Below are 24,130 nucleotides of genomic sequence, written 5' to 3'. Positions count from 1 at the left end.
TGGTTTGCCTCATATTAGTATTGGCCCATTCAAGCAAGCACAAGGTTCGATTGTGTTGCCAGGCTCTAAGAGTATTTCAAATCGCGCCTTATTATTAGCAGCGCTTTCTACCGGCACAACTACGCTCAAGAATTTGTTGGATGCGGACGATACGCAAGTGATGCGTAATGCCTTGCGTCAGCTTGGCCTGTCTGTCACTGATCAGGCTGATAAGGTTTGCGTGGTGGAAGGCTGTGGTGGCAAATTTCCAGTGCACGATGCTGACCTCTTTATGGGTAATGCTGGTACAGCAATACGCCCTTTAACAGCGGCGCTAGCGATGCAAGGTGGTAACTATCGCTTATCTGGCGTTGCACGGATGCATGAAAGACCCATTCGAGATTTAGTAGATGGTTTGCGTCAAGTGGGCGCGAAGATTGAATACGAATTACAAGAAGGCTATCCCCCAATCAAAATCTTGGCGGCGGATATTCAGATTAAAGATGTTGTGAAGGTGCGCGGTGATGTTTCAAGTCAGTTCTTGACGGCATTATTGATGGCTTTGCCTTTGGTAGCGAACCAGCCTGTCCGAATTGAAGTCGTTGGCGAACTGATCTCCCGTCCATATATTGATATCACCTTAAAACTCATGGCGCGCTTCGGCGTGATTGTTGCTTGTCCAAATCCACAATCATTTGTCATTCCCGCAAAAACGTCTGATGTGGTTTATCAAAGTCCAGGTCAATTATCTGTTGAAGGGGATGCTTCCTCTGCTTCTTACTTCCTGGCCCTTGGTGCCATTGGTGGCGGACCTGTGCGAGTACTGGGCGTGGGTAAAGAGAGTATTCAAGGGGATGTTGCTTTTGCGGATGCGCTGGCTTTGATGGGTGCCAATATTACTGCTGGTGAAGATTGGATTGAGGTCGCTGGCGTTAAAAATGCAAACGGCAAGCTCAATGGCATCACGATGGATTGCACTGAGATTCCAGATGCTGCAATGACTTTGGCGGTAGCTGCATTATTTGCAGCAGGCCCCACTCGTTTAAATAGCATTGCCAGTTGGCGTGTCAAAGAAACCGATCGCATCGCCGCGATGGCAAAAGAATTAAAAAAGCTTGGTGCGATTGTTGAAGAAGGCGCTGACTACATTGTTGTTCAGGCGCCAGCATCTTTCGCTGATTGGAAGTCACCCGCCGAAGGTGTTGATACCTACGATGACCATCGGATGGCGATGTGTTTCTCGCTTGCGGCGTTTGGTCCAAACGCGCTCAAGATTAATGACCCTAATTGTGTAGCCAAAACTTTTCCTACTTACTTCGCTGAATTTGCGAAAGTAGTCAGTTAATTCAAGATTGATTTCATGAGCAATTGCCCAGTCATCGCAATCGATGGTCCAACTGCCTCAGGTAAGGGCACGGTTGCTGCTTTGGTGGCAGAAACGTTAGGCTTTCATTATTTGGATAGCGGGGCCTTGTATCGCCTAGTTGCCTTGGCGAGTGAACAACAGGGGATAGACGTTAAAAATGGCCCAGAATTAGGTCTTTTGGTCCCTAAGTTATTGATTTCATTTAAAAATAGGCAAATTTTCTTGAATGGTGAGGGTGTGACGGACGCCATTCGTACCGAAAGTATCGGTTTGAGGGCTTCCGCCGTGGCTATTCATCCTGAGGTCAGATCAGCTTTGGTGGGTCTGCAGCGCAGTTTTCGCCAGGCTCCTGGTCTGGTGGCGGATGGTAGAGATATGGCCAGCGTCATATTCCCGGATGCAGTTTTGAAGGTTTTTTTGACTGCTACCGCCGTTGCCAGAGCGGAACGTCGCTATAAGCAATTGATAGCTAAGGGAATTTCTGCTAAACTTTCTGACTTACTGCAGGATTTGCAGGAGCGCGATGCCCGGGATAGTAGTCGAGGTACCGCACCCTTGCTAGTTGCAGATGGTGCAAAAGTGCTTGAAACGTCAGATTTATCGATAGATCAAGCAGTTAAGACGGTTTTAGATTGGTATCAATCTGTGATTGCTTAGCTTTGTAAGCAGTAAAAGTAGTGAGAAGTAAGTAGTAGTTTTGGCGTCTTGAGAAACTCCACAACGCGATTATTTCATTAGCGTGTTTCTTTAAGGCTTTTTTAACCTAACCCGTCGGGCCTTCTGACGGCACAAAGTGAATACACATGTCTGAATCATTTGCAGAATTATTTGAAGAATCATTAACCCGCTCGAATATGAAGACTGGCCAAGTTATTTCGGCTGAAGTTCTTCGCATCGACCATAACTTCGTCGTTGTTAACGCTGGCTTAAAGTCTGAAGCGTTTATTCCTGTTGAAGAATTCCATAACGACGCTGGCGAGATTGAAGTAGCTCCTGGCGATTTCGTTTCTGTTGCTATTGACGCACTCGAAAACGGCTATGGCGACACCATCCTCTCTCGTGACAAGGCTAAGCGTCTTGCATCATGGTTGAACTTAGAAAAAGCGCTTGAGCAAGCTGAGATCGTTACCGGTACTGTTACTGGTAAGGTTAAGGGTGGCTTGACTGTGATGGTGAACGGTATCCGCGCATTCTTGCCTGGATCACTCGTTGATACACGTCCAATCAAAGACACTAGCCCTTACGAGGGCAAGACCATGGAGTTCAAAGTTATTAAGCTTGACCGTAAGCGTAACAACGTTGTGTTGTCACGTCGTGCGGTAGTTGAAGCCAGCCAAGGTGAAGAGCGTGCTAAGTTGATGTCTAACTTAAAAGAAGGTTCAGTAGTTACTGGCCTCGTGAAGAACATTACGGATTACGGCGCATTCGTTGACCTCGGCGGTATCGATGGCCTCTTGCACATTACCGATTTGGCATGGCGTCGCGTGCGTCATCCAAGCGAAATGTTGACCGTTGGTCAAGAAGTTACCGCGAAGATCTTGAAGTTCGATCAAGAGAAGAACCGTGTTTCACTTGGCGTGAAGCAGCTTGGTGATGATCCATGGGTTGGTATCGCGCGTCGTTACCCACCAAATACCCGTTTATTTGGCAAAGTTACTAACTTGACTGATTACGGCGCATTCGTAGAAATCGAATCTGGTATCGAAGGTTTGGTACACGTTTCTGAAATGGATTGGACTAACAAGAACGTTGCTCCAAGCAAAGCAACTGCATTGGGTACCGAAGTTGAAGTCATGGTTCTCGATATCGATGAAGACAAGCGTCGTATTAGCTTGGGCATCAAGCAGTGCAAAGCAAATCCATGGGAAGAGTTTGCACGTTCACAACAAAAAGGCGACAAGCTTTCTGGCGCAATCAAGTCTATTACCGACTTTGGTGTGTTCATTGGCTTACCTGGCGGTATCGACGGTTTAGTTCACCTCTCAGACCTCTCATGGAATGAGCCAGGCGAAGAAGCTGTTAAGAAATACAAAAAAGGTGATGAAGTTGAAGCCACCGTATTGGCAATTGATGTTGAGAAAGAGCGTATCTCTCTCGGTATCAAGCAATTGTCTGGTGACCCATTCAACAACTACACCTCTGTGAATGACAAAGGTGCTTTAGTCACTGGCACTGTCAAGGCCGTGGATGCTAAAGGTGCAACCATTCACTTAGCTGATGAAGTGGAAGCTTATTTGCGCGCTTCTGAGATCTCAACAGATCGTGTTGAGGATGCACGCAATGTATTGAAAGAAGGCGATAGCGTTACTGCAATGATCATTAATATTGATCGTAAGTCACGCGCCATCAATCTTTCAATCAAGGCAAAAGACAGCTCTGATCAACAAGATGCAATGAACAAGCTCCAAGGTGATGCGCAGTCTGGCACAACCAATTTGGGTGCTTTGTTGAAAGCAAAAATGGACAATCAAGGCTAAATCAATATCGCCGCTTTCCATGAGGAGAGCGGCGGTTTTTTATTGATAGATCATGACAGATCAAGAGCAACAAGCAATTACCCGCTCCGAACTCGTGGAAAGCCTTGCGGAACAGTTCCCGCAGCTTCTGCCTAGGGATGTGGAGTTGGCAGTAAAAACATTGTTGGACACAATGACTCAAGCCTTGGCTGAGGGTAAGCGTATTGAGTTACGCGGTGTGGGAAGTTTTGTACTTCATCATCGCCCAGCACGTACTGGTCGTAATCCAAAGTCTGGCGAGAAGGTATTGATTCCAGAAAAACGCGTTCCGCACTTTAAGCCTGGCAAAGAATTGCGTGAGCGAGTAGATTACAAGCCATTAAAACAGGCGGGCCCCAAAGAGGGTTCTGGTGCCTAGTATTCTGGCTCATCCTCAGTGGTCCATACGGACCATTTTTTTATTTAGATTCTGTACGCCATGATTCAGATAGCGACATCTTGGTTATTGCTTCTGCCTGTGATGTTTGGCATTGGCTGGTTAGCATCGCGTTGGGATTTGCGCCTTGAGAATCGCATGGATGAGCGTGAGCGTATGCTGCAGCAGCGTTCTACCTTTAAGGGTTTAAGTCTCCTGCTGAATGAGCAGCCCGATCAAGCGATTGAAACATTGGTAAAGATCGCACAATTAGATCCCGAAACGGTGGAATTGCATTTTTCACTGGGCAATTTATTTCGTCGGCGCGGCGAAACCGAGCGAGCCATTAAAGTTCATCAACATTTAGCCAATCGGGATGATTTAAAGCCCCGCGATCGTGATCAGGCTGCCTATGAGTTGGGTCGCGACTTCTTGCGTGCAGGCTTACTGGATCGCGCTGAGGCATCACTCAATCGTGTTGGTGATGGTAAGTTTGCGGTTCCTGCCAAGGAAAGCCTTTTAGAGATGTATCAAGTAGAGCGTGATTGGAAAAAAGCCATCATCGCCGCTACTGAGCTTGAGGGCTTGCAAGGTAAATCACATCAAACTGAGATTGCTCAGTTCCATTGCGAACTGGGGCAAGACGCCTTGCGTCGTAAAGACCTCACTGATACTGAACAATCGATTGAGCGCGCTCTACAAGCTGTGCCTAATCATGCCCGTGCTTTGATTTTGCAGGGCGATTACTTAATGGCCTTAGAGCGTCCAGCGCAAGCTATTCAAGCGTGGAGTTTGGTTGCTGCATCTCATCCTGCCTACATGCATTTATTGGCAGATCGTTGGATGGTGGCACATGCTGCTCTAGGTAAAGAAAACGAGGGGCTTGAGCGCCTCTGTGAATTGCTGAAGACGCAAGCTTCTGGTGAGCTCTTGGATATTGTTCACAAGCAGGTCATGAAAATACGGGGCCCCCAAGCTGCTGATGTGATGTTGTCTGAAGTGATGCAGTATTCACCTAGTTTGAGTGCTTTATCTAAGTTGGCTGAGACCCGTTTAGCCTTGGAGGAGGGCAGTGCCAAACCAGAAAGACTTGCTGAGTTGCAATCCATCCTCAATCTCTTGCGTCAACGCACGACGAGTTTGGCGCGCTATACCTGCGGCAATTGTGGTTTCCGTGCCCGGAGATTTTATTGGCAGTGTCCTGGCTGTAATCATTGGGAGGCTTATTCCCCAAGGCGTTCTGAAGGTGTCGCACCTAGCGGTCCTTCCATGTAAAGATTAATGGAATCGTCATCAAGTTATAGTTCAATGATGATTGTTCAATAAACATAAGAAAAGTTGGAGCTATTTTGAAAGTTACGATCATAGGCAGTGGTTACGTAGGTTTGGTTACTGGCGCTTGTCTTGCAGAGCAAGGCAATAATATTTTTTGCCTAGACTTGGATCCGAAGAAGATTGAGATCCTCAATTCTGGTGGTGTACCCATTTACGAGCCGGGCTTAAAGGAAATGATTGAGCGCAATCGCGCTGCTGGCCGCCTGCAGTTTTCTACGGATGTCGCTGCTTCTGTAGCTCATGGAGATGTTCAATTTATTGCAGTAGGCACTCCGCCGGATGAGGATGGCTCTGCTGACCTACAGTATGTTGTTGCTGCTGCGCGCAATATTGGTCGTCATATGAGCAGTGCTAAGGTGATTGTTGATAAATCTACGGTGCCGGTCGGTACGGCAGATAAAGTATCGGCAGCGATTACAGAAGAGTTAGAGAAAAGAGGTTTGTCTGCTGAACTCTGCTCGGTTGTTTCGAATCCAGAGTTCTTAAAAGAAGGTGCCGCCGTAGAAGACTTTATGCGCCCTGATCGTATTGTGATTGGCACTGAAAATACCCCAGCAGGTTTGCGTGCCAAAGAGCAAATGCGCAAACTCTATGCGCCTTTTAACCGCCATCATGAGCGTACCTATTACATGGACGTCAAAAGTGCAGAATTAACAAAGTATGCTGCTAATGCCATGCTAGCAACCCGCATTTCTTTTATGAATGAATTGGCTAACTTGGCTGATTTGGTTGGTGCGGATATTGAAGCAGTTCGTCAAGGTATTGGTTCTGACTCACGCATTGGCTTTGGTTTCTTATATCCAGGTACTGGTTATGGTGGCTCTTGTTTCCCAAAAGATGTCTCAGCTTTATCTAAGACTGCCAAAGAGCACGGACGTGATCTCAAGATTTTGGATGCGGTTGAGGCAGTCAATGAGATTCAAAAGCATGTTTTGGTTGAGAAGATTGAAAAGCGCTTCGGTAAAGATCTTTCTAAGATGAAATTTGCTTTATGGGGCCTTGCATTTAAGCCCAATACTGATGACATGCGTGAAGCACCAAGCCGAGTAATTATTCAAGAGTTGGTGAGGCGTGGTGCAACTGTGGTTGCCCATGACCCAGTAGCGATGCCAGAAGCAAAGCATTGCTTAGAGGTGGATTTCAAAGGAAATCCAGAGGGTCTCAAGAAAGTATCAATGGTTGCCGATCCAATGGCTGCTTTAGATGGTTGTGATGCACTCGTGATCGTTACCGAGTGGAAGGCATTCCGCAGTCCAGATTTTGATGCCGTTCTGCAAAAATTAGTTCACCCAATCATATTTGATGGACGTAATCTTTATGAACCACAAGCCATGGATGAGTTAGGTATTGAATACCATGGCATTGGGCGACATAATTGAGCTAAATCAAAAAAATATCAAGTCTCCAAATGGAAAAAGCCAATCGCGAACAGTTTTCTAAAGCACGCCTGCTAGTAGTCGGTGATGTGATGCTAGATCGTTATTGGTTTGGCGATACGAATCGCATTTCTCCTGAGGCGCCTGTCCCAGTGGTGCAGGTGGGTAAGATTGATGAACGTTTGGGTGGTGCTGCAAACGTCGCTCGTAACGTCGCTGCTTTGGGTGCACAAACGACTATTCTCGGTATTGTTGGTCAAGACGAGCCAGGACAGCGAGTTATTGATTTACTCAAGTCTGGTGGCGTTGATAGTCAATTAGAAATTGATCCTAAAGCGCCAACGATTGTGAAGTTGCGTGTCATTGCGCGACAGCAGCAGTTAATTCGTTTAGATTTTGAAGAAACGCCGAGTGAAAAAGCTTTAGCGCATAAATTAGAGCGTTTTGAGAAGTTGGTTGGCTCTGCTGACGTCGTTATCCTCTCTGATTACGGCAAAGGCGCCTTAGGTCAAGTAGCGCATATGATTGAGCAAGCTAGAGCGCAAAATAAAGTGATCTTGGTTGATCCTAAGGGCGAAGATTATGAAAAATATCGTGGTGCCACGGTCTTAACTCCGAATCGCAGCGAGTTGCGCCAAGTGGTTGGTCAGTGGACGAGTGAGGAAGACCTCACCCGCAGAGCGCAAGATCTCAGAAGATCACTTAATTTACAGGCACTTCTCTTGACGCGTTCTGAAGAGGGGATGAGTTTATATACCGAAGCAGGTGTTAGTCATGTTAAGGCTCAAGCACGTGAAGTATTTGATGTATCGGGTGCTGGAGATACTGTGATTGCAACTCTAGCGGTTGCTTTGGCTGCGAAGTGGCCTTTAGAAAAGGCGATGGCCTTAGCCAACCGTGCTGGTGGTATTGTGGTTGGTAAGCTCGGTACTGCTACCGTTACTTCAGAGGAATTACAGTGACTATTATCGTAACTGGCGCTGCTGGTTTTATTGGGGCCAATATTGTTCAAGCGCTTAATGCCCGTGGCGAGAAAAACATCATCGCTGTAGATGATTTGCGTCCTGCTGATAAGTATCGCAACCTTGCCGATCTAGACATTATTGATTACCTTGATAAAGATGAATTTCTAGAAGCTTTTAGAAGTGGTCGGTTCGGAAAAGTAAAGGCAGTCTTTCATGAAGGTGCCTGCTCGGACACTATGGAGACTGATGGCATTTTTATGATGGCGAATAACTATCGCTACACCATTGATTTGTTGGACATCTGTACAGCGCAAAAAGTACAACTACTCTACGCCTCTTCAGCAGCCACTTACGGTGGATCCGATATTTTTGTTGAGAGTCGCGAACATGAGAAGCCACTCAATATCTATGGCTACTCTAAATTCTTGTTTGATCAAGTGATGCGTAAGCGCTTTGCTGAAAATGCTAATACCGCCCAAGTAGTTGGTTTCCGTTACTTCAACGTCTACGGTCCCCGTGAATCGCATAAAGGCCGTATGGCTTCAGTAGCTTTTCATCAATACCACCAATACAAAGCTAACGGCCACGTCAAACTCTTTGGAGAATACGGTGGTTATGGTCCAGGCGAACAAAGTCGTGACTTTGTTTCTGTTGAGGACGTTGTCAAAGTGAATTTATTTTTCTTAGATCATCCAGAAATCAGTGGCATCTTCAATTTGGGTAGTGGTCGTGCTCAGCCATTTAATGATGTGGCACATGCAGTTGCAAATTCAATGCGCAAGTTGGATAAGGCAAAACCTGCCAGCCTACAAGAGTTGGTCAAGGAAAAAGCAATTGAGTACATTCCGTTTCCGGATGCGCTCAAAGGTAAGTATCAGTGTTTTACTCAAGCCGATTTAACAAAACTGCGCGCTGCTGGCTACAAAGAACCCTTCCTAAATGTTGAGCAAGGTGTCAGTCGTTATATCGAGTGGTTGGAGGCCAATTCTGGTTTCTTAGCCAACCCACTGTAAGCTAGTCAACCCAATACTTTTTTCTTCGTTATAAGCGATCCACGTGCACTTTGTGTCCGTGGATTTTTTGTTTACTACGGAGAATATATGACGAAAAGTTTTCATATAAGAAGTGCTGGTTTGATGAGATCTGCCTTGGTTTCTGCAGTTTTAGCAATGACTTCCCTAGGGCTTGCTAACGCTTCACCCATTAATGTCAATACAGCAACCCAATCTGAATTAGAAAGTATTAAAGGAATTGGTCCATCTAAAGCAAGAACGATTATTAGCGAGCGTACCGATGGCGGTCATTTTCAAGATGCTAATGATTTACAGAAGCGAGTCCGTGGCATTGGCATGAAATCCGTTGAAAAAATGGTGGATAACGGTTTAACTATTGAAGCCCCTGGCTCCTTTCGGGAGCCTAATGGTCGCACCAAGAAGGATGGCGGAGCCTCTGGCCGACGCAATTCGCGTCATCAAGCTGGTAGCCGCAATCAGCCGGAGCGTACGACGCCACATCGCCGAAATTAAGCCCTTCAGAGTGTAGGCTTGCTTATGGCTAAAATGGGCTCATGAGCAAACCTTCTTACCTAACGATTTCACAAACTGTGGGCAACACCCCATTAGTGCGCTTGCAGCGTATTCCCGGTTTAGAAAACGAGAATCGTAACAATGTCATTTTAGGTAAGCTAGAAGGCAACAATCCAGCCGGGTCGGTAAAAGACCGACCTGCGCTGTCGATGATTATGCGCGCACAAGAGCGTGGCGAAATTAAACCTGGTGATACCTTGATTGAGGCAACCAGTGGCAATACTGGTATAGCCTTAGCAATGACTGCAGCCATGCTGGGTTACAAGATGGTCTTGGTAATGCCTGAAAACCAAAGTATTGAACGACGTCAAAGTATGGCGGCCTATGGTGCAGAACTTATTTTGACTGCTGCATCTGGTGGCATGGAGTTTGCAAGAGATTACGCGCTACAACTTCAGCGTGAGGGGCGTGGCAGATTGTTAGATCAATTTGCCAACTCGGATAATCCCAGAGCCCATATTGAAACTACGGGCCCAGAGATTTGGCGCGATACCGATGGGCAAGTCACTCACTTTGTCTCTGCGATGGGCACCACCGGCACAATTACTGGTGTATCGACTTATCTCAAGTCAATGAATCCTGCCATTCAGATTATTGGCGCCCAGCCTGAAGAGGGCTCACAGATTCCTGGTATTCGGAAGTGGGCGCCAGAGTATTTACCAAAGATTTACCAAGGTGATCGGGTTGATCGTATTGAGTATGTCACGCAGGCAGATGCTGAAGATATGGCAAGACGCTTGGCAGTGGAAGAAGGAATCTTCTGCGGCATCTCGGCAGGTGGAGCGCTAGTGGTAGCTTTGCGCATTGCACGCCAAGTGGAAAACGCCACTATCGTTTTCATAGTTTGCGATCGCGGTGATCGCTATTTATCGACAGGCGTATTCCCTGCTTAATTTGGATTAGTTTTTTTCTTAGCGTTAGATTTCTTTGAACTCTTAACCTTTGATTTATCTGCAAAGCTTTTTTGATCTGCTGCTTTCGCTAGTGCTTCATTTGATAAGGTAGCTGGTACTACGCTTTGGTTCTTATAACCTAGTGCTTCTGCAAACTCTGCCACACTCTGAGCGTAGAAATAACTGCGGTTGTACTGAACAATGGTTAAGAAATTATTTAATCCCACAAAATACTGTGCTTGATCGAGTCCGTCTTTGTCGGGGTAGGGCAGATCCACAATCAAGGCTTTACTTTGGGGTTCCACCCCACCACTTTGAAGATCGCCTTGTTGAGGCAATAGGATGCCCTGTTCAATTAGTTCTGCAACGGTGTATTTCAGTTGTGGTTCACCATCAGCCCATTGCTTTGCAACTGGTATAGCGTTTTCTTGTACAGGAAAAGAAATCGGCATGCCTGCTTGCCAACCATGTTGCTTCATAAAGTTCGCTACGCTCGCGATTGCATCTTTAGGACTTTGTTTAAGATCAATGCGTCCATCGCCGTCACCATCAACAGCAAAACTGCGGATACTGCTGGGCATAAATTGTGGCAAGCCAATCGCTCCAGCATAGGAGCTGTTTTGATTGAGGCAGGTATTAAAGCGAGTCACATTTACGCCTCGGATGCTATTTTTGGCTGGCAACTTACCGCCAGCTTCTGTCCAGCACAGCAGGATCAGTTCTTGAAGTTGATCCTTAAAAAGCTGCTCGCGGGCAGGCTTATTAGGGGTATCGGGATAGCTGAAGGCGAGTGTTGACAACACATCCTTGACTCGAAAATTACCAGTCTGACGCCCATAAATAGTCTCAATTCCAATAATGGCGACAATCATCTCTGCTGGCACCCCTGAGTCTTGCTCTACCTGACTTAAAAAGGCGCGGTTTTCATCCCAAAAGGCCTTTCCAGCCTTGAGGCGCACTGGCTCAATAAAGCGTTTGCGATACGCTAGCCAATTTTTCTTAAAAGTGCCCGATGGGGGTAATACCAATTTGCGAATAGAGGGAATCGTTTTAGCATCAAGAAAGCCGTTTTCTAGGGTCTGCAGCGGTATTTCTTGGGTTTGTGAGACTTGGTTTAATAGGGTACTCAGGTTTTGGCTGTAACGTGCTTCGGTGATCGCATCATCGGCTTGGTTTACGATGGGTTGTTGGGTATTACTTTGTTGCGAAGGACTGCTCGAGCAGGCCCCAAGTAACAGTGCGAGCAGCAGGTAGCAGACCCGAAAGTTCATGCCCCAGAGCAAGGATTGTTGAGAATTAAGCACCATTAATTAGAGTATAAAAAATACAGTTTTGCTATTAAGGATTACAGCTAATGACAACAGGATACATAACTCACCCAGACTTTCTGAAACATGAGATGGGTAGCCATCACCCAGAGTGCCCTGAAAGGATTCAAGCTATCAATGACCAGATGATTCGTAGTGGGGTAGATCGCTTCTTGCATCACCTCGATGCGCCATTGGCTAGCGAAGACCAGCTAGAACTGGTTCACAGTCCTGATCACGTTGCTTTCGTCAAAGAGAAAGCACCCCAAAGTGGGTATGCCATGCTCGATGGCGATACCATCATGAATCCCCATACATGGCAGGCTTCCTTGCGTGCTGCTGGGGCAGCGATTGCCGGGGTCGATGCTGTCATGAAGGGTGAGGTTGAAAATGTCTTTTGTGCAGTAAGACCCCCAGGGCATCATGCCGAACCTACCCGTTCAATGGGATTTTGCTTATTTGATAACGTGGCTATTGCCGCTCGTTATGCCATGGAAGCCTACGGTCTTGAACGCGTGGCCATTATTGATTTTGATGTGCACCATGGCAATGGCACAGAAGCCGCATTTTTCAATGACCCGAGTGTTTTGATGTGTAGCTTTTTCCAGCATCCGTTTTATCCCTATAGCGGTCTTGATCGTGCTGACAATATGGTGAACGTACCTTTGCCGGCAGCGACTCGTGGCGACGTGGTGCGCTCGATTGTGGAAGAGCAATGGCTACCAGTGCTCCGCAACTTTGAGCCCCAACTCATCATCATTTCAGCTGGATTTGATGCGCATCGCGAAGATGATCTTGGTCAAATGGGTTTGGTTGAGGATGACTATGTTTGGATCACCAAGCGCTTGAAGGAGATTGCGCATGAATATGCTAACAATCGCATTGTCAGTTGCTTAGAGGGTGGTTATAACTTATCTGCATTAGGTCGAAGTGTTGTTGCTCATGTTAAAGCCTTGGCTGATATTTAAAGCGTTACAAGAAAAACGGTTATTCAAAGATTGAAAGCAAAAGATGGCAAATATTTATGAGCAAGGTTTAGATCGTAATCCTGCAAATTACACCCCTATTACTCCACTCTTGTTTTTAGAAAGATCTGCCGAGATCTATCCGAAGAAGCTTGCCGTTATCCATGGCAAGTTACATCAAACTTGGGCGCAAACCTACGAGCGTTGCCGCCGCTTGGCTAGTGCCTTACAAAAGCATGGCATTGGTCTTGGTGATACTGTTGCTGTCATGTTGCCGAATACGCCACCGATGGTGGAGGCGCACTTCGGTATTCCGATGGCAGGTGCAGTATTAAATGCCTTAAACACCCGCTTAGACCCAGAGTCCATCGCCTTCATGTTGAACCATGGTGAAGCAAAAGTCGTGATTGTCGATCCAGAGTTTTCAGGAGTGATGAAGAAAGCTTTAGAGATTGCCAAGAAAGATAGTGGTCGTGAATTTTTAGTCATTGATGTCGAAGAAAAAGAGTACGACGTTGCAGGTGAGAGGCTAGGCAAGCTTACTTATGAGCAATTACTGGCAGAAGGAGACCCTCAATTTGCGTGGCAAGTGCCTGCTGATGAGTGGCAAGCGATTTGTTTGAACTACACCTCCGGCACTACAGGTAATCCTAAGGGAGTGGTCTATCACCATCGTGGCGCAGCCATTAATGCTGTCTCGAATGTGCTCGATTGGGATATGAACAAGCATCCCACCTATTTGTGGACTTTGCCAATGTTTCATTGCAATGGTTGGTGTTTCCCTTGGACGATTGCTGCTCGTGCTGGTATTAACGTGTGTTTGCGTCGCGTAGATGCGCAACATATCTTTGCTGCTATCAAAGAGCATAGCGTGACCCACTACTGCGCAGCACCGATTGTGCATAACCTCTTGGTCAATGCCCCAGATGAGCTTAAGGCTGGAGTGCCAGCGGGCGTCAAAGGTCTTATTGCTGGGGCTGCGCCACCTGCTTCGATTATTGAAGGTATGGAGAAGTTAGGCTTTGATCTAACCCATGTCTATGGTTTAACAGAAGTGTATGGCCCTGCTGCTGTTTGCGTTAAACAAGATGAATGGAATGATGTGGATATCAGCGAGCGTGCCCGTTTGAATGCCCGTCAAGGTGTGCGCTATCACATGCAACAAGCGATCGATGTACTCAATCCAGAAACGCTAGAGCCTGTTCCCGCTGATGGTGAGACGATGGGTGAGATTATGTTTAAGGGCAACATTGCAATGAAGGGCTACCTGAAGAATGAGAAAGCTACGCAAGAAGCCTTCGAGGGTGGCTGGTTTCACTCAGGTGACTTAGCAGTAAAGAGTGCCGATGGTTATGTCAAGATCAAAGACCGTAGCAAAGACATCATAATTTCTGGGGGTGAGAATATTTCTTCGATTGAGGTGGAAGACGTGCTCTATCGCCATCCAGCCGTGATTGCTGCGGCAGTGGTAGCAAAACCCGATCCAAAGTGGGGTGAGACCCCTTGCGCTTTCTTAGAAATCAAGCCTGGTGTCGAAGTGACCCCGGCTGACATCATCGCTCATTGCAAACAGCACTTAGCAGGCTTTAAGGTTCCCAAGGCGATTGTTTTTGGAGAGCTGCCAAAGACTTCAACTGGAAAAATCCAGAAGTTCGAGCTGCGCAAGCAGGCTGGCTCGGCCACTGCTATTGATGTCTAGTTCAATAGAGAGGGCGGTAAAATAAGGGTTACCCGATTTTTTAGATAAATATCGTTTTTGAAGCGTTTGAGGATTGTGAAAGTCAGATGAAGATCTTAGTTGCAGTGAAACGCGTTGTTGATTACAACGTTAAAGTACGTGTGAAGTCAGATAATTCTGGTGTCGATATTGCGAACGTCAAGATGAGTATGAACCCCTTTGACGAAATCGCAGTAGAAGAAGCAGTCAGACTCAAAGAAGCTGGGGTTGCTACTGAAGTTGTGGTGGTGACTGCAGGCGTAACTCAATGCCAAGAAACTTTGCGTACAGCCTTAGCTATTGGTGCAGATCGCGCTATTTTGGTAGAGGCTGATACTGAGTTGCAACCTTTGGCAGTAGCCAAGATTCTCAAGGCGCTTTCAGAAAAAGAACAAGCACAAATTATTATTCTCGGTAAGCAGGCGATTGATGACGATAGCAACCAGACTGGTCAGATGTTGGCAAGCTTATTAGATATTCCACAAGCAACTTTTGCCTCTAAGGTGGTGATTGCGGATGGCAAAGCTACTGTGACTCGTGAAGTAGATGGTGGCTTAGAAACGATTGCACTGTCATTGCCGGCAGTTATCACGACTGACCTTCGTCTCAATGAACCCCGCTATGTGACCTTGCCTAATATCATGAAGGCAAAGAAGAAGACGATTGATATTGTGAAGCCAGAAGACTTGGGTGTTGATATTGCGCCTCGCCTCAAAACTCTCAAAGTAGAAGAGCCACCTAAGCGCAGCGCTGGTGTGATGGTTGCTGATGTAGCTGCTCTTGTTGAAAAACTCAAAAATGAAGCGAAGGTGATTTAAATGGCTGCTCTTGTTATAGCTGAACACGATAATCAATCATTAAAGGCGGCTACCTTCAATGCAGTTGCAGCTGCTTTGCAGTGCTCTCCCGAAGTAGACGTGCTAGTTGCTGGTAACGGTGCTGATGTCGTAGCCACAGCCGTAGCCCAAATAGCAGGTGTCCGCAAGGTGATCCAGATTGATGCCTTAAATCTAGCGGATCAATTAGCAGAACCTTTAGCTGCCCAGATTTTGTCGCTAGCTGGTAAGTACAGCCACTTATTGGCACCTGCTACTGCTAGCGGTAAGAATGTCATGCCTCGCGTTGCTGCAAAGTTAGATGTTGCGCAGCTTTCTGACATTACTAAGGTCGTGAGCGCTGATACTTTTGAGCGCCCGATCTATGCGGGTAATGCTGTTGCTACCGTTCAGTCAGGTGATGCGGTCAAAGTGATTACTGTGCGTACGACGGGATTTGATCCTGTTACTGCTACTGGTGGGTCTGCTGTGATTGAAAAAGTGGTTGCTACTGATAGCGCAGGTAAATCCGCTTTTGTCGGTCGTGAGTTGACTAAATCAGATCGTCCAGAACTGACTGCAGCCAAGATCATTGTATCTGGCGGCCGTGGTTTAGGCTCTGGCGAAAAGTATCAAGAGTTAGTAGTGCCTTTGGCTGATAAGTTAGGTGCTGCCTTAGGCGCCTCACGTGCTGCCGTAGATGCGGGCTATGTACCCAATGACTATCAAGTGGGTCAAACTGGCAAGATCGTTGCTCCCCAGTTATATGTTGCCGTAGGTATCTCTGGCGCTATTCAGCACTTGGCTGGCATGAAGGATTCTAAAGTGATCGTGGCCATTAACAAAGATCCAGAAGCACCAATTTTTGGTGTTGCTGATTATGGTTTGGTTGCCGATCTCTTTACTGCTGTTCCAGAATTAACGAAAGCACTCTCGTAATTTTGAATAGCCCACCTGATTCGAATCCATAGGAGTTGTCATGCCATATGTAGCCCCCGTGAAAGACATGTTGTTTGTAATGAATGAGCTTGCGGGGCTATCAGATATAGTGGCTTACCCATCCTATACGGAAGCAGGTGCTGATGTTGATCTTGCGCCAGCAATTCTGGAAGAGTCTGCAAAATTTAATCAGGATGTCGTTGCCCCACTCAATTGGCCTGGCGATCAACAGCCAAGCTCATTCAAAGATGGCGTAGTGACTACGACTCCTGGGTTCAAAGAAGCATTTGAACAATTTGCTACTGCTGGTTGGCAGGGCGTTATTCATCCGGCAGAATTTGGTGGTCAAGGCTTGCCAAAACTCATTGCTACTGCCTGCTTTGAAATGGTTCACTCAGCCAGCCTCTCTTTTGCTTTATGTCCGATGCTCACTGATGGTGCTATTGAGGCATTGCTCACAGCAGCAAGCCCAGAACTCCAAGAACAATTTGTCCCGAGCATGATTTCCGGGGAATGGACGGGTTCGATGTGTTTGACCGAGCCCCAAGCAGGTTCTGATTTATCGATGGTGCGTTCTAAGGCTGTACCTGAGGGCGATGGCATCTATAAGATCTTTGGGACCAAGATCTATATCACCTACGGTGAGCATGATATGGCCAAGAACATTATTCATTTAGTTTTGGCTAGGACGCCTGATGCACCAGAGGGTGTTAAAGGGATTTCATTATTCGTAGTGCCGAAGTTCTTGGTTAATGCAGATGGCTCATTAGGTGAGCGCAATGATGTGCATTGTGTATCAATTGAACATAAGCTCGGAATTAAGGCGAGCCCAACCGCAGTACTGCAGTTTGGCGATCATGGTGGCGCCACCGGCTATTTAGTTGGTGAAGAGAATCGCGGTCTGGAATACATGTTTGTGATGATGAACGCTGCGCGTTTTGCAGTGGGGATGCAAGGTGTTGCGGTCGCAGAGCGCGCTTATCAAAAGGCCGTGCAATATGCTAAAGATCGCGTTCAAAGTCGTGATCTCGCTGGCTCTCCCGGCCCTGTAGCGATTATTCATCAGCCTGATGTGAAACGGATGTTGATGACCATGCGCGCTTATGTAGAGGCTTCTCGTGCCTTGGCATACTATGCTGCTGCTGCATACGATGCACAGCATGCTGCACCAGATGAAGCAGTGCGTAAAGCAAATCAAGCAATCTATGAATTCTTGGTACCGATTGTGAAGGGCTTCTCTACTGAGATGTCGATTGAGGTGGCGAGCCTGGGTGTACAAGTCCATGGCGGTATGGGCTTTATTGAAGAGACTGGTGCTGCACAACACTATCGTGATGCTCGTATTCTGACGATTTATGAAGGGACGACAGCCATTCAGGCAAATGACTTGGTCGGTAGAAAAACTGTCCGTGATGGTGGGGCTATTGCAAAAGTACTGTCACAAAAAATTGCCGAAACGGAAAAAGAGTTAGCAGCTAGTTCTAGCGCTGATGCGAAAGCAGTTCTCAAGCAATTGACTGTTGGGCGCGCTGCGTTCGATGAAGCGGTTGCTTATATTTTGGCGCATGCAAAGACGGACACTAAAGCGGTATACGCCGGTAGCTTTGCTTACTTACGTTTATCAGGTTTGGTCTTCGGAGGATGGCAAATGGCACGGGGCTTATTAGCAGCCGAACGTTTGCGCGATAGCGATCCAACTTTCTATAAGACGAAGATTGCAACGGCGCGCTTCTTTGCGGAAAACTTACTACCACAGGCACAGGCCTTGGCCACCTCGATTATTGAAGGTGGTTACTCTACCAATGCACTAGAGCTTGAGCAGTTCTAAAATATTGGCAATTCGTAAATCACGAAAGCTATTTGCTATTACTGGGATAGCTTTCTGGCTTCTTGGAGTTGAGAAATAAAGAATTGCTCAAAGGCTATAGCCAAAAAGGTCATCATGACACCCGCACCTAGTACTAAGGAAAAGATGACAGTAAGAATCACTAGCCAACCCGATTGACTGCGCTCAAGTTCTGCAATGCCAGGATTAAATTGCGCATCCCATTTTTCATCGGGGCGTAAACCAAAGGTGATCGTGGTGAGCCAGCTGGCCTCAATCGCAATAAAACCAAAGGTCAGCAGTACCCAGCCAGGTCCTGAATGAAAATGGGCATCTTTTAGTAGACCCCAGCCAACAAAGCCTCCAAACAATGCGAGTAATTGTGTCCAAGCCCAGAAGGATTTGAGTCCCTGCAAGTAAAAACAATTGAGGCCAGTGCCTGGAAAAAATAATCCGAGTGCACAAAATAGAAGTTTGGATTTTTTCATCAAGATATCAATACTCATTTATTTTATTTATTGGTAACAGGCCGTTGGGTAAAGCTCAGCACTTCACGATCAGTGCCGATCATGAGTAATTGATCGCCATTGCGAACGATGCTGCGATAGTCATTGAGTTCATAAAGGAAATCATTTTCTAATTCCATGCGTTGCGGAGTGCAGGCCATTTTGGTGCTAGCAATTTTGCTCAAGCTAAAGCCTCGTGCATCTTCATTCAGCTCCGCAGTAAAGCGATTGCATCCAGTAGATCCGCTAACCCTTTGCCCATTCGCATCAAAGTTCATTTGAATAGGGTTGCTCGCTTCCCCCTGTGGAATTTGGCGTGCACGAACTTCACCATTGCTATTGGGGGGTAAGTTCCAGCGAGTGAGCTCCCACCGGGTATTGCGCAGTTCGCTGCTCGGAGGACTAATTTTGGCGCCACAAGGCGGAATCACATTTGCGCAAGCGCTCAAAAGCCCTAGTCCTACGCAAGAAAGTGCGATCCAGAGGCGATTTAAAGAGCCTCGATTGTGGGTGGATCGCGTTGTTTTATTGGCCATATCGGTATAAGTAATTGATTTATATGTATTTTTTATATTGATTTGGATTCTATTCTACTGTCTTGGGCACTTAAATAGGTGGAAGAAGTAGGGGTTTTCGTCTAGAATATGAGGTTTTCCGCTTTACCGTACGTTTAGTTGGTGAGCTGGAGCCCAAGATTTTTGTAGAAATTTCATTGGGTTGTAATCAACCTGTTTTCATTTTTAGATTTTAAGGAATAAGTATGGTCGTCATTCGACTGGCACGCGGCGGCTCTAAGAAGCGCCCTTTTTACAGCATTGTTGCTACTGATAAGCGCAACCGTCGCGACTCGAACTTTATCGAGCGCATTGGTTACTTCAATCCACAAGCAGCTGAATCTGAGCAAGCCATGCGCATTGCTCAAGATCGTTTGACTTATTGGACTGGCGTTGGTGCGCAAGTATCTCCAACGGTTGTTCGTTTAATTAAGAACAATCCTGCTGCTTAATATTCTGTTGCTAAATGCTTCATCTTTGAGATGATGCATTTAGTGGCGAAATTGTTGGTGGTTTATTTTGGGAAAATAAGGTGACTTGCAAATGAGCACACCTTCCCTAAATGATTTGATTGAACTTGGCGCCATTTCTGAGGCGCAAGGTTTGCAGGGGCAAGTGAAGGTTAGACCTCACTCATCAGACCCTGTAGCGCTTCTCTCTTCTAAGACAGTTTGGTTGTCCTTGATCCCACGTCGGGATGCTGGCGTTTCTGCATCTGTAGAACAAGCCTCTTTGACGCAATACAAAGTAAAAAGCACCAAGATGCACAGCGGTAATGTCGTGCTTGCATTAGATGGTGTTACTGATCGTGATCAGGCCCTGGCATTAAAAGGTGCGCGCATATTAGTGGCCCGTGATGCATTTCCAAAAGCGGATAATGATTCTTATTACTGGGTCGATCTGATTGGTTGCCAGGCAATCAATTTGCAACATGAGGCGCTAGGTGAAGTGCTCGATGTCACTGAAAATGGTGCTCATGGTGTGATTGCTATTGGTGATCCTGTTTCTAAAGAAATCAAATATCTTGTACCCTTTGTCAAAGAAGTAGTGCAAAACGTCGACTTACCAAATCAAGTGATTACGCTTGATTGGCAATTAGACTGGCAATAAAACTAAACCATATTCAAGAAATAACCCATGCGCTTTGATGTCGTGACCTTATTTCCCGAGATGTTTACTGCACTCACGCAGTGGGGTGTCACTGGTCGTGCTTGTGAGCAATCATTAGCGAGTGTTCATTTATGGAATCCACGAGACTTTTGTTTGGATGCGCGTAAGACAGTAGACGATCGTGCTTATGGTGGCGGTCCAGGCATGGTCATGATGGCCAAGCCCCTCGAAGATGCTATTGCAGGGATTAAGGCGGCTCATCGGGCTGCTGGAACTCAATCGGGCCCTATTTGCTTGTTGGCGCCCCAAGGAGAGCGCTTCTCCCAAAAAATGGCCTCAGATATCTTAAATGACGGCAATCTGAGCTTGGTTTGTGGTCGATATGAGGCCATAGACCAACGTTTTGTGGATCGCAATGTCGATTTACAGATATCCATAGGCGATTTTGTGCTTTCAGGGGGCGAAATCCCTGCTATGGCCATCATGGATGCGGTTATTAGGCTTATTCCTGGGGCTCTCGGAGATGGCGAATCTGCCGCCCAGGATAGCTTTATGAATGGTCTTTTGGACTATCCGCACTACACCAGGCCTGAGATTTATGAAAATTTATCAGTGCCAGACGTGCTTTTAGGCGGACATCACGCTAAAATAGCGGATTGGCGTCGGCAGAAGTCTTTAGAGCTGACGTTCAGGTTAAGGCCGGATTTAATTGAATCGGCTAGAGCCAATGGGTTGCTAACCCGAGAAGATGAACAATTTCTTCGCTCGCTGTGAATACTTTTAGTGGTGCGCAGTTGTGAATGAGTGGTTTGGTTTTTGGTTTAGTGAAATTGTTTTAACTACATCCTCTATTAGGTCCGTTGATTTAGGTCTCGGGATTAAACGCTAATACGATGTTTAAGGATTAAAAATGAATTTAATTGAAAAAATTGAGCAAGAAGAAATTGCTCGCTTAAGTGCTAACAAAACTTTGCCAAGCTTTGCGCCTGGCGATACAGTGGTTGTTAGCGTAAACGTGGTTGAAGGTACACGTAAGCGTACCCAAGCCTTTGAAGGCGTTGTGATTGCTAAACGTAATCGCGGACTAAATTCTAGCTTTATCGTGCGCAAGATTTCATCTGGTGAAGGCGTTGAGCGTACTTTCCAAACATACTCACCATTGATCGCTAGCGTTGAAGTAAAGCGTCGTGGTGATGTCCGTCGTGCAAAGTTGTACTACTTGCGTGATCGTTCTGGTAAGTCTGCACGTATTAAAGAAAAGCTTCAGGCTCGCACTAAGGCAGTGGCTGCTCCAGCTGCTGAATAATTGCTGCTTTAATGCAAATAGAAAGGCGGCCTAGGTCGCCTTTTTTATTGCCTTAAAATATGACTATGCCCAAGACCTCTCAGCCTGAAGAAGACCTAATCAATGTCGCTGCGCCTCCAGGATTTAATGCGGAAGCCATTCCGATTCATGAGGTTTGCGTCAATGACAAAAAAGTAGCACCTGAATTTCTCGAGCCAGAGGGCTTAAAGACCCGTCTTCAATATCCACCGGAGTGGCAACCAGAGATTACCGATGAGAATCGTCATGTGATTGCTACCGATATCATCGCTAAGCGCCAAGCTGCTGGCAAGATAACGCGAGCAGCGGTATTGATCCCTTTGTTGTTAAAAGAGAATGGCCTCTCAGTATTGCTGACGCAAAGAACGAATCATTTGCGTGATCATGCAGGGCAGATTAGCTTTCCGGGTGGACGGATGGATCCAGAAGATCTTAGTCCCGATGACACTGCATTGAGGGAGAGTCAGGAAGAGATTGGCCTTGATCCTAAACGGGTGGAAATTATTGGCTATCTTCCGCAGTATTTGACTGTTTCTGGTTATAGCGTCACACCAGTAGTGGGGTTGGTGCAAGCTCAGGAAGAATATGTTTTAGATGAGTTTGAGGTGGCAGATGTTTTTGAAGTGCCGCTACATTTTTTACTAGATCCAGCGAACCATCAGATCAGGCTGTGGCAAAGCGAGCAGGGTGGTCGTCGTTTTTATTCGATTCCTTATGAGAATCGCTTTATTTGGGGCGCTACTGCGGGAATGTTGCGGAACCTATATCATTTATTAAAAGTATGACTTTCTTTTCTATTCTCTTCGCCCTCATTGCTGAGCAATATCGCCCAGTAACCTCTAGCCATTGGATTGCGCGTATGAGCGCTCGTTGGTTAGATTGGGTCGCTGGTGAATTCGGTGGCAAGTCTGAAGAAGGTGCAAGTCCAATTGGCGCACGCATGGCTTGCTTGGTTGCTTTTGTGCTACCTACCTTTTTGGTATTTATGGTGTATGTCACCTGCATGTTGACTTATCCCATTCTTGGTTTCTTATGGAACGTCGTCATTGCGTATTTATTTTTCGGCTTCCGTCAATTCAGCCACTCATTTACTTTGGTGCATGAAGCAATTGAAGCGCATGATCTACCAGCTGCGCGGGCAGCACTGGGTGAATGGTATGGCCCAGAGTTAGATACTGCCAATCTTTCTGAGACGGAAGTGATTTCATTAGCGCTAGAGCGAGCCATTATTGGTTCACATCACCATGTGTTTGGTGTGCTGTTTTGGTTCATGATGCCAATGGGTCCCGCAGGTGTGGTGCTGTATCGTTTGGCTGATATTGCTGCTCAGCGTTGGTCTGAGCGTGACTTCAACTTAAGTGAAGCAGCGCGTCATTTCTTTTATGTATTGGATTGGGTTCCAGCGCGTATCACGGCAATGGGCTTTGCGATTGTTGGAAACTTTGAGGGTGCAGTATATGGTTGGCGCTATCTCACCCAAAAATGGTCTGATTCATTATCGGCTGTGATCTTGGCTGCAGGTAGTGGTGCCTTAGGCGTGCGACTCGGTGAGCCCTTGAGCGAGCCTGAAAGTGATGAGGCACTGCGTATGGCTGAGGCCGGTGAACCTTTAATCTATGAAGTGGGTCTTGAGCCTACTGAGCGCACGATGCGTTCCGCGGTTGGCTTAGTATGGCGCTTGGTTATCGTTTGGATGGCTTTGTTGCTAATGCTGACCATCGCTCTTTGGCTTGGCTAATTCCCTGAATTTGCGTATCTGCTGTTTTCGAATCTGAACGCAACTGTCTAAATAGCGCCAATCTTTCTGGCGCTATTTCATTTCTGTCTACCGCATCACGTACCGCGCAATCAGGTTCAGATTGATGAGCACAGTTATGAAAGCGACATTTACCGAGCAAGTCTTTAAATTCCCTAAAGGCATGCTGTAACTCGCTCACAGACATATGTGCTAAACCAAACTCCTGAAAACCTGGTGAATCAATTAATGCACCCAATTTGCTGACCCCATCTTTCCCCCAAGATTCCGGTAATTCAAAATAACGACAGGCGGTGGTGGTGTGTTTACCGGTATCTAAACGCACAGAGTATTCCTGGGTGAGTGCAGCAGCATTGGGTACCCAAGCATTGAGCAGGCTAGATTTACCCATGCCGGATTGACCAACAAAGACGGATACCTTACCGGCTAAGGCAGGACGAAGTGCATCAATCGAAGCGGGGTCAAATTTAGCGGAGACCTCACTGACGGGATAGCCCATGCGCGCATAGGGTTCAATGATTTTGCGCGCTTGCACTAAGTTATCTTGGAGATCACATTTATTGAGTAGGATATGCAAGCCAATTTGATTGGCCTCAGCCGCCACGACCGCTCTGCCCAGGAGGTCGGGAGAGAAGGCGGGTTGGGTTGCTAGTACCACCAGAATTTGATCGACGTTAGAAGCAATGATTTTGCTTTTAAAAGCGTCAGAGCGGTAGAGAATATTTTCACGAGGCTCAATTTCAATAATGCGCGCTTGATCTGCAGATGTCATCTCCAGCAACATACGATCACCCACAGCACCAATATGCTGCTTAGCGGGAGTGCTCACTTGAATTAAAGGACCGCTTGGGGATTCTTTCCCTGCGGTATCTGCTACTAGGCGCTGCGCTAAATAATGTCTTCCGTAGGAAGCAGTCAGTAGCGCGTGAAATTGTTCCATG

General features: G+C 46.7%; 24 protein-coding genes and 1 pseudogene. 21 read left to right on the top strand and 4 right to left on the bottom strand.

Translation table 11 applies throughout. The features are described 5' to 3' along the window. The first annotated feature begins 4 nt into the window (after positions 1-4). The 10 genes and pseudogenes from aroA to cysM all read left to right on the top strand — a co-directional run bounded on the left by aroA (position 5) and on the right by cysM (position 10,371). On the top strand, positions 5-1,324 hold the full coding sequence (gene aroA, locus VC178_RS06355; RefSeq protein WP_323482040.1) for a 3-phosphoshikimate 1-carboxyvinyltransferase: 1,320 nt from the start codon (positions 5-7) through the stop codon (positions 1,322-1,324). Between the two features lie 15 nt (positions 1,325-1,339). Continuing rightward, entirely contained in the window at positions 1,340-2,002 is a 663-nt protein-coding gene (cmk, locus tag VC178_RS06350) for a (d)CMP kinase (protein ID WP_323481943.1), read from the top strand. Positions 2,003-2,148: 146 nt separating this feature from the next. Next, positions 2,149-3,822, top strand: coding sequence for a 30S ribosomal protein S1 (rpsA, locus tag VC178_RS06345; protein ID WP_215295463.1), 1,674 nt, complete (start codon positions 2,149-2,151; stop codon positions 3,820-3,822). Between the two features lie 52 nt (positions 3,823-3,874). Next, positions 3,875-4,213: pseudogene (locus tag VC178_RS06340) on the top strand (integration host factor subunit beta); the annotation flags it as partial. A gap of 66 nt (positions 4,214-4,279) precedes the next feature. Next, entirely contained in the window at positions 4,280-5,491 is a 1,212-nt protein-coding gene (gene lapB / locus VC178_RS06335; protein ID WP_323481942.1) for a lipopolysaccharide assembly protein LapB, read from the top strand. A 74-nt stretch (positions 5,492-5,565) separates the two neighbouring features. After that, positions 5,566-6,930, top strand: coding sequence for a UDP-glucose/GDP-mannose dehydrogenase family protein (locus VC178_RS06330; protein ID WP_323481941.1), 1,365 nt, complete (start codon positions 5,566-5,568; stop codon positions 6,928-6,930). Positions 6,931-6,959: 29 nt separating this feature from the next. Beyond that, a complete protein-coding gene (rfaE1, locus tag VC178_RS06325) occupies positions 6,960-7,889 on the top strand; it encodes a D-glycero-beta-D-manno-heptose-7-phosphate kinase (RefSeq protein ID WP_323481940.1) in 930 nt (309 codons plus the stop codon). After that, the gene (rfaD, locus tag VC178_RS06320) at positions 7,886-8,905 is read left to right on the top strand and encodes an ADP-glyceromanno-heptose 6-epimerase (protein ID WP_323481939.1); all 1,020 of its coding nucleotides are present in this window, start codon (positions 7,886-7,888) and stop codon (positions 8,903-8,905) included. Before rfaE1 ends, rfaD begins: the two co-directional genes overlap by 4 nt. 87 nt (positions 8,906-8,992) lie before the next feature. Next, the gene (locus tag VC178_RS06315; protein WP_216124948.1) at positions 8,993-9,418 is read left to right on the top strand and encodes a ComEA family DNA-binding protein; all 426 of its coding nucleotides are present in this window, start codon (positions 8,993-8,995) and stop codon (positions 9,416-9,418) included. Positions 9,419-9,459: 41 nt separating this feature from the next. After that, complete coding sequence (gene cysM, locus VC178_RS06310) at positions 9,460-10,371, top strand: cysteine synthase CysM (protein ID WP_215318539.1); 912 nt, start codon at positions 9,460-9,462, stop codon at positions 10,369-10,371. Here cysM and VC178_RS06305 read toward each other — a convergent pair. Continuing rightward, positions 10,368-11,678, bottom strand: a complete 1,311-nt coding sequence (locus VC178_RS06305; RefSeq protein WP_323481938.1) for a lytic murein transglycosylase — start codon at positions 11,676-11,678, stop codon at positions 10,368-10,370. The two genes, cysM and VC178_RS06305, sit on opposite strands and share 4 nt — an antisense overlap. Before the next feature lie 47 nt (positions 11,679-11,725). On the opposite strand from VC178_RS06305, the gene VC178_RS06300 reads away from it, so the two are divergent. From VC178_RS06300 to VC178_RS06280, 5 genes are all read left to right on the top strand, one after another. Then, complete coding sequence (locus VC178_RS06300; RefSeq protein WP_216124950.1) at positions 11,726-12,646, top strand: histone deacetylase family protein; 921 nt, start codon at positions 11,726-11,728, stop codon at positions 12,644-12,646. Positions 12,647-12,689: 43 nt separating this feature from the next. Continuing rightward, the gene (locus VC178_RS06295) at positions 12,690-14,342 is read left to right on the top strand and encodes an acyl-CoA synthetase (protein WP_323481937.1); all 1,653 of its coding nucleotides are present in this window, start codon (positions 12,690-12,692) and stop codon (positions 14,340-14,342) included. An 86-nt stretch (positions 14,343-14,428) separates the two neighbouring features. Beyond that, on the top strand, positions 14,429-15,178 hold the full coding sequence (locus tag VC178_RS06290) for an electron transfer flavoprotein subunit beta/FixA family protein (RefSeq protein ID WP_323481936.1): 750 nt from the start codon (positions 14,429-14,431) through the stop codon (positions 15,176-15,178). Beyond that, positions 15,179-16,114: an electron transfer flavoprotein subunit alpha/FixB family protein gene (locus VC178_RS06285; protein ID WP_323481935.1), complete on the top strand. Its 936-nt coding sequence runs from the start codon at positions 15,179-15,181 to the stop codon at positions 16,112-16,114. 40 nt (positions 16,115-16,154) lie between these two features. Beyond that, positions 16,155-17,942, top strand: a complete 1,788-nt coding sequence (locus tag VC178_RS06280) for an acyl-CoA dehydrogenase (RefSeq protein ID WP_323481934.1) — start codon at positions 16,155-16,157, stop codon at positions 17,940-17,942. A gap of 38 nt (positions 17,943-17,980) precedes the next feature. Here the strand turns inward: VC178_RS06280 and VC178_RS06275 are convergent, their stop codons facing one another. Both VC178_RS06275 and VC178_RS06270 read right to left on the bottom strand, forming a co-directional pair. Beyond that, complete coding sequence (locus VC178_RS06275) at positions 17,981-18,445, bottom strand: hypothetical protein (RefSeq protein ID WP_251372028.1); 465 nt, start codon at positions 18,443-18,445, stop codon at positions 17,981-17,983. A 5-nt stretch (positions 18,446-18,450) separates the two neighbouring features. Beyond that, on the bottom strand, positions 18,451-18,894 hold the full coding sequence (locus tag VC178_RS06270) for an META domain-containing protein (protein ID WP_251372027.1): 444 nt from the start codon (positions 18,892-18,894) through the stop codon (positions 18,451-18,453). Positions 18,895-19,205: 311 nt separating this feature from the next. Between VC178_RS06270 and rpsP the strand changes: the two genes are divergently transcribed. From rpsP to VC178_RS06240, 6 genes are all read left to right on the top strand, one after another. Beyond that, complete coding sequence (gene rpsP, locus VC178_RS06265) at positions 19,206-19,451, top strand: 30S ribosomal protein S16 (RefSeq protein WP_068948964.1); 246 nt, start codon at positions 19,206-19,208, stop codon at positions 19,449-19,451. 91 nt (positions 19,452-19,542) lie between these two features. Continuing rightward, positions 19,543-20,109 (top strand): ribosome maturation factor RimM, encoded by a 567-nt coding sequence (gene rimM, locus VC178_RS06260; protein WP_323481933.1) that lies wholly within the window; start codon positions 19,543-19,545, stop codon positions 20,107-20,109. Between the two features lie 27 nt (positions 20,110-20,136). After that, on the top strand, positions 20,137-20,883 hold the full coding sequence (gene trmD, locus VC178_RS06255; RefSeq protein WP_323481932.1) for a tRNA (guanosine(37)-N1)-methyltransferase TrmD: 747 nt from the start codon (positions 20,137-20,139) through the stop codon (positions 20,881-20,883). A 136-nt stretch (positions 20,884-21,019) separates the two neighbouring features. Further along, a complete protein-coding gene (gene rplS / locus VC178_RS06250) occupies positions 21,020-21,415 on the top strand; it encodes a 50S ribosomal protein L19 (RefSeq protein ID WP_215318522.1) in 396 nt (131 codons plus the stop codon). 65 nt (positions 21,416-21,480) lie between these two features. Beyond that, on the top strand, positions 21,481-22,218 hold the full coding sequence (locus tag VC178_RS06245; protein ID WP_323481931.1) for a CoA pyrophosphatase: 738 nt from the start codon (positions 21,481-21,483) through the stop codon (positions 22,216-22,218). After that, positions 22,215-23,171, top strand: a complete 957-nt coding sequence (locus tag VC178_RS06240) for a CobD/CbiB family protein (RefSeq protein WP_323481930.1) — start codon at positions 22,215-22,217, stop codon at positions 23,169-23,171. The genes VC178_RS06245 and VC178_RS06240 overlap by 4 nt, the downstream gene beginning before the upstream one ends. On the opposite strand, the gene rsgA is transcribed toward VC178_RS06240, so the two are convergent. After that, positions 23,116-24,129, bottom strand: a complete 1,014-nt coding sequence (rsgA, locus tag VC178_RS06235) for a ribosome small subunit-dependent GTPase A (RefSeq protein ID WP_323481929.1) — start codon at positions 24,127-24,129, stop codon at positions 23,116-23,118. The two genes, VC178_RS06240 and rsgA, sit on opposite strands and share 56 nt — an antisense overlap. Position 24,130 lies beyond the last annotated feature (1 nt).

The organism is Polynucleobacter sp. AP-Sanab-80-C2 (genome assembly GCF_035012965.1).
Classification (GTDB): Bacteria; Pseudomonadota; Gammaproteobacteria; order Burkholderiales; family Burkholderiaceae; genus Polynucleobacter.
This window is presented reverse-complemented; position numbering and strand designations above follow the sequence as displayed.